Origin of the sequence: Clostridium frigidicarnis (genome assembly GCF_900111985.1) — a bacterium.
In the GTDB taxonomy this organism is placed as follows: Bacteria; Bacillota; Clostridia; order Clostridiales; family Clostridiaceae; genus Clostridium_Z; species Clostridium_Z frigidicarnis.
The window spans coordinates 1-6,624 of the sequence record NZ_FOKI01000077.1 but is presented as its reverse complement, the minus strand read 5'-3'; the positions used below and the strand labels follow the sequence as shown (position 1 = coordinate 6,624).

Annotated in this window: 6 protein-coding genes; 5 read left to right on the top strand and 1 reads right to left on the bottom strand. The window is 27.6% G+C overall.

Annotation, left to right across the window (positions count from 1 at the left end; genetic code table 11):
- From BM119_RS19085 to BM119_RS19065, 5 genes are all read left to right on the top strand, one after another.
- A partial coding sequence (locus tag BM119_RS19085) for a PD-(D/E)XK nuclease domain-containing protein (RefSeq protein ID WP_177199517.1) occupies positions 1-705 on the top strand: 705 nt, incomplete at its 5' end.
- A 910-nt stretch (positions 706-1,615) separates the two neighbouring features.
- The gene (locus tag BM119_RS19080; protein WP_242948478.1) at positions 1,616-1,879 is read left to right on the top strand and encodes a helix-turn-helix domain-containing protein; all 264 of its coding nucleotides are present in this window, start codon (positions 1,616-1,618) and stop codon (positions 1,877-1,879) included.
- Between the two features lie 99 nt (positions 1,880-1,978).
- Positions 1,979-3,643 (top strand): ribonuclease J, encoded by a 1,665-nt coding sequence (locus BM119_RS19075; protein WP_090043291.1) that lies wholly within the window; start codon positions 1,979-1,981, stop codon positions 3,641-3,643.
- A gap of 524 nt (positions 3,644-4,167) precedes the next feature.
- Positions 4,168-4,539 carry an SdpI family protein gene (locus BM119_RS19070; RefSeq protein ID WP_177199516.1) on the top strand — a complete coding sequence of 124 codons (372 nt, stop codon included), beginning with the start codon at positions 4,168-4,170 and terminating at the stop codon, positions 4,537-4,539.
- 442 nt (positions 4,540-4,981) lie between these two features.
- Positions 4,982-5,869 carry an AraC family transcriptional regulator gene (locus tag BM119_RS19065; RefSeq protein ID WP_090043289.1) on the top strand — a complete coding sequence of 296 codons (888 nt, stop codon included), beginning with the start codon at positions 4,982-4,984 and terminating at the stop codon, positions 5,867-5,869.
- A gap of 559 nt (positions 5,870-6,428) precedes the next feature.
- Here the strand turns inward: BM119_RS19065 and BM119_RS19060 are convergent.
- Positions 6,429-6,624 (bottom strand): integrase core domain-containing protein (locus BM119_RS19060; RefSeq protein ID WP_143087361.1); only part of this gene is annotated, 196 nt, incomplete at its 5' end.

The following is a 6,624-nucleotide window of genomic DNA, read 5'->3' as shown; positions in this document are numbered from 1 at the left end:
GAGGATGTAAAAAATGATCTTCAGACTTTAATCAAAGGAGATTCTATAAGCAAAACTATTGATGAAAATATAGTTATGGGAGACATAGAAAAATCTAGTGATAATTTATGGAGTTTTTTATTATTTACAGGGTATTTAAAGGCAAGAGAAGACTATAGGCAAGAAGAAGATATATTCTATAGTTTAACAATACCTAATAGAGAAGTTAGAAGTCTTTATAAAAACATAATACAACAGTGGTTTTTAGATACAATTACAAAAAATAACTATGACATTATGTTAAATAGTCTTATAAATGGTGATATAAAAATATTTGGAAAGCTTTTAAGACAATTTGTATTAAAAAGCATAAGCTACTTTGATGTGGGAGGATATGAAGGGGAAAAGGTTTATCATGCCTTTGTACTTGGAATGTTAATCTCTTTAAATGATACCCATGAAGTTTTATCTAATAGAGAAAGTGGTTATGGAAGATACGATGTAATGGTAATTCCAAAAGACATTTCTAAACTTGGCATTGTTATAGAATTTAAAAAGCTTGATCCTGACGATTATGAAACCTTAGAAGAAACAGCAGATGATGCTTTAAAACAAATAGAAGATAAGAAGTATAGTGTTACTTTAGAGAATAAAGGAATAAGAAATATAAAAGAAATAGCTGTAGTGTTTAAAGGTAAAGAAGTATATATCAAAGAAAATAAGTAAGTTAAAATTTTACAATGAAAAAGCTACAAGTAATTTAAATTTGACATATATATTAAAGAAGTTTATAAAAAATAGTAGTATTCCATTAAGAAGGATACTACTATTTTTTGTTTTAGTAGGTACATTCAAAAAATAATAAGTCAGTATGACAGTCTATGTGTCAGTAATATTAGCCAAAATATATAAATCGAATCTTTCACTTGTTATTTGATGACTACAACCTCATTAAAGATTGGTTTTATAAGTATTTTAAATAATTATATTGTTTGATATAATTTACTGAACAATTGTAAAGATACAAATCTAATAGGAATTTTCTAAAAAAGTTTTAAATGTGCATGTTAAACATTTAAAGCTTTTTGTTATGAACTTTAAAGATTAGATAATACATTTTTGGACAAACATACCATATTAAATTAAATAATTATAAATAATTATAAATGGTTATAATTATTTATAAAATAGATTAAGTAAATTGATTTGTTTTAACTAGAATATAATAAAACTTGTTAGTTTAGTGAATATACTATATAATTAGAAATAAAAATAGAGTAAAGTTTTTGCAAAATTTTTAAAGTATATAGCAATAAATACTAGAACGAATCTTTATAATGTGATGTTACATTTGGTAGCAATCAGATAACTTTAATAGTCTGAATTTAAAGAAAAGAGTGTTAATGCACTTAGAGATAACTGTTATAGGATAATTTGAAAGATTTCTAAGTGGTATGTTGAGTGATAGAGTATGGATACTGTGGTTACAAGCTTAATTTAGTTGCAAGCAGGTTGCAAGTTATAAGGTTATTCATATTTTGATTAAGAAGTTAAGGCATTAATAACAGTAGAGAATTGATAAATTTAAGATAGATAAGGCACATTCAAAAAATAACAAGTCAGTATGTAAAATAGAATGTTTTTATATAGATTAAAAGAGAGTTTAAAGAGTTATGGTGATTTTGGAAAGGAAGATTATATGAAGGAAGAAGATCAAAAAAATGATGAGATAATGACTGTAAATGAAGTAGCTGAATATTTGAAAATCAGTGAAGTTACAACTTATAAATTAGTGCAAGAAGGTAAAATTCCTGCATTTAAAATAGGAAGACATTGGCGTGTTGAAAAAAGAGATTTATCTGAATTCATTGATAAGTTAAAAAGAGGAGAAAAATTATAACATAGATTTTTAATCAAGTGCTTATATATTACGCTGTTTCAGAAATGGTACGGAGTTTTAAAAAAAGTGAAAATTTTATTAAATTAAGGAGTGAATTTATTGGAAAGCAAAAGTAAAGTAAAAGTTATATCACTAGGGGGACTTGGTGAGATTGGAAAGAACATCACAGCAATTGAATATGGAAATGAGATAGTTGTAATTGACTGTGGAATGGCATTTCCAGATGAAGAAATGTACGGTATAGATATTGTAATACCAGATATAACATATTTAATAAACAATAGAGATAAAGTAAAGGGATTTTTCTTAACTCATGGACATGAGGATCACATTGGAGCATTACCATATATATTAAAGCAAATTAATGTTCCTTTATATGGAACTAAGTTAACATTAGGATTAGTTGAAAGTAAGTTACAAGAGCATAATATACTTTCAGACTGTGAATTAAATGTTGTAAAACCAGGAGATATTATAAAGGTAGATAATATGTCAGTTGAGTTTATAAGAACAAACCATAGTATAGCAGATAGCTGCTCTTTAGCTATTTCTACTCCTTTAGGCGTGATATTCCATACAGGAGATTTTAAAGTGGATTACACACCTATTGATGGAGAAATAATAAATTTAGAAAGATATTCAGAAATAGGAAAAAAAGGTGTACTGCTACTTATGGCAGATAGTACAAATGCAGAACGTATTGGATATACTATGTCAGAGAAAACTGTTGGTAAAAAGTTGGAGAATATATTTTATGGAGCAAAGGGTAGAGTTATTGTAGCTACATTTGCATCAAATATACATAGAATTCAACAAATTGTAGATTCATCAGTTAAACAAGGAAGAAAAGTTGCATTTAGTGGTAGAAGTATGGAAAAAATATCACAAGTTGCTCTAGAGTTAGGTTATTTAAATATACAGGAAGATGTTTTAATAGGAATAGATGATATTTATAAATATCCTAATGATAAGGTTACTATTGTTACAACTGGAAGCCAAGGAGAACCAATGTCTGGACTTTCTAGAATTGCTGCAGGTACTCATAGAAAGCTTAGAGTTGAAAGTGGTGATTTATTTATTATTTCAGCATCTCCTATACCAGGAAATGAAAAATCTATATCTAATGTAATAAATGAATTATGCAGAAGGGGTGCAGAAGTAATTTATAGCTCATTAGAAGATATACATGTTTCTGGGCATGCATGTCAGGAAGAACTGAAATTAGTACACAGACTTTTAAAACCTAAGTATTTTATACCTATACATGGAGAGTATAGACATTTAAAACAACATGCTATACTTGCTGAAAAATTAGGATTAAGTAAATCAAATATCTTTATTTTAGATATAGGGGAAACATTTGAAATTACATCTAACAAGGCACATATTGCCAATAAAGTTCCATCAGGAAGAATAATGGTAGATGGATTAGGTGTTGGAGATGTAGGTAATATAGTTCTAAGAGATAGAAAACACTTGTCTCAAGATGGAATAATTACAATAGTTGTAACAATTGACAAACAAGCAGCTACTGTTATTTCAGGACCAGATATTGTTTCAAGAGGTTTTATATATATGAAAGAGTCAGAAGACTTATTAAGGGATGCAAAACACATAGTTAGAGATTCACTAGATAATTGTCTTAGTAATAAGGTATTTAATTGGTCAGTAATAAAGAGTTCTATTAGAAGCGATTTAGGAGAATTTTTATATAAAAAGACAAGAAGAAAACCGTTAATACTTCCTGTTATTATGGAAATTTAATAGGGTATATTTAGAAAATTTTATTGTAAAAGATAAAAATCATATAGAAAAGATTAGATGAACCAATTTTTCTTTAACTGATATAAGTTTATTAATGTTAAAGAAAAATTGGTTCATTAAGGTACATGAAAGAAAATAACAAGTCAAATAGACTAGTATGCTGACTTGTTATCTTTTTGAATGTGCCTAACTAAAAAACATCTCATGTTATTATTACATGGGATGTTTTTTAGTTAGAGGAGTTAATTCAGGGTGTGCAGTTGATAGCTATTAGATAAATTTAAAAAAGTAGAGTATTAATGTCAAATGATTCTTAGTTAAGATGGAGTTTGAGTAAGAGAAATATTCTTATTTAGCTTGTAGAAGATTGGAATGTTAAATCTGTTAAATAGGGGATGAAAAACTAGTAAAAAGAGGTTTTCATCCCCTATTTTCAAATATTGCAAAGAAAAAATAATACATTTAAGTAAAATATATACTATAATATATAGTGTATAAAATTATTTAGAATGGGGGGAGTGGCTATGACGATAATAGCTTATTATTTAATAGGTATATTTTTAGTTGTTTCTGGAGTTTTGTTTAAATTATATCCTCCTAAGGAGATAAATAGATCATTAGGATATAGGACACCCTTTGCTATGAAGAACAAAGAAACATGGAATGAAGGAAACAGATTTTTTGGTAGTACACTTATAATTACTGGTATTTTATGTACTATTGTTTATAGTGTATTTCATTATATACATAAATATAAACCTAATTTATCAAGAGGATTACCAGGTTTATGTTGCTTAATAATTATAATAGGTTCTATGATTTTTACAGAAGTTCACCTTAGAAGGATGTTCGATAAGGACGGGAATAGGAAGGGTAAATTCCAGTATAAAAACTAATGAGATATTAAGCAAAATGTTATGTTCATATAATAATATACTAAAAAATAATATTGTAGGGGATCATTGACACGAAATTTAGTTATGAAATACAGAAGTTAATTGATTTTGTTGAATTTATGTTGAGGGAAATCAAAATAGACTTTAAATGTCATGGCATTTAAATGGGCACTACAATAAACCTAACTTAAGACTTTAAGTTAGGTTTATTGTAGATTAATTTTTGAGCTCATGATAAAGGTATGAGAAAAGCCATATTGTAATCTTTTGAACTATAGAGTAAGGTCACTATAACTATAAATTTTAAGAAGAATTGCAGGTTACTCAGATTACAAATTTTAGGTGTTGGTTGGAATACTGTAATTTTAGCAAAGTAGGAACAGGTTAGCTTCAATTGTGTTGTTATAATAAAATTATCCTAAAGAGAAGGGGTGGTGATACATTGAATTATAGCAAGGATATAGAGAAGAGTATTGAGTTTATAGAAATCAATATTAAGGAACCAATATCAGCTAAGGAAATTGCAGCTGAAGTGGGGTATTCCATGTACCATTTTTGTAGAGTTTTTAGCTTGTGTATGGAAATGTCTGTCATGGAATATATAAGAGAAAGAAGATTATCTCTAGCCAAAGTGGAGTTATTTCAGGGCAGAAAAATTATTGATATTGCTTTAGATTATGGATTTGAAACATCAAGTGGTTTTTCAAAGGCATTTCGTAAGGCATTTGGTTATAGCCCCACACAGTATGCTGCACGAATGGATGGGTATATGAAGAATAAAATAACATTTAAAATTGGAGGGGATATTATGAATCCTATTATTGTAAAAAAACCTGGATTTAAGGTAGCGGGCTATGGTATAGAAACAAATATTTCTGGAAGTAATTATACAAAGGACATTGCATCTTTCTGGAGCAATTATGATGGTGAAAATTTAGAATGTAAAATGTACGAAATTCTTAATCCTCCTAAGCATGGAGAAGTTGGATTGTGTATTCCATCATCTGAAAATGGAAATGTAACTTATCTTTTAGGAGTAATTGTAGATGATTTTTCAAAGGTACAGAAAGATATGTTGACGGTAGAAGTTCCTGAAGGTGAATATGCTGTCTTTACAACACCACCTGTAGACACTACAAAAGATGAAAAGCAGAGTGAATTTGCACAGGTTATTAAAAGTACATGGAAATATATTTTTGAACAATGGTTTAAAGATAGTGGCTATGTTTATGATGAAAGTAAGCTTGACTTTGAATTTTACGATGAGCGTTGCCATTCTAGACCAGATACCGTAATGAATATTTATGTTCCTGTAAAAAAGATAAATTAATGTAAAGGGGAATCTATAACTATAACCTTCAGGGGTGTTTAAAAATAAATAAGATATGATTAAATATTAAGAAATAAGCCAATGATATTAAAAGTGTTATTGGCTTATGCTATATATAATTAATAGAAAGAAAATAAAATACACAGTATTTTCAATAATTTATATAATTTTGTATTTCATTTTAAAGAATCATATAAAGAAAGGTGATGAGGTCTAAGCATTAGCAAAAGGTTAGTATTGTTGGTATGAAGTTTTTTTATATATTATAATACTTTGTAAAGTCAGCTAAATTTCGCTTCTTAGCCTCACTTTTAGGTTTAAATGAATTTATTAGAATATATAATAAACAAAATATAAATTGTATATTATACCATAATTATGTAGTATAAATATAAGGGTATTAAATTGAATCTGTTAAGCTGATATGAAAAAATAGCTTAATATTTCATAGAATTGCTCGTTCTTTGAAAATTATATAAGTTTGGATAGTTTATTGTATGGTAAACAAACCTGCAATAAACGTAATTTTTGCAGGTTAATCAAAGATATTAATTTTATATTAAGCCGCTGAAAACCAAGAGTTTTTATCTGAGCTATCGCTAGCGAAGCCAGCAACTTCTGCTGGAGTACAGTTATTTAATGAACCATGTGGTCTAATAAAGTTATAGTGAAATACAAATAAGTATATTAAATTATTTGCTTTTTCAAAAGAATTAAAGCCTTTTTTAGCTTTATACCACGCTTTAAATGTTTTG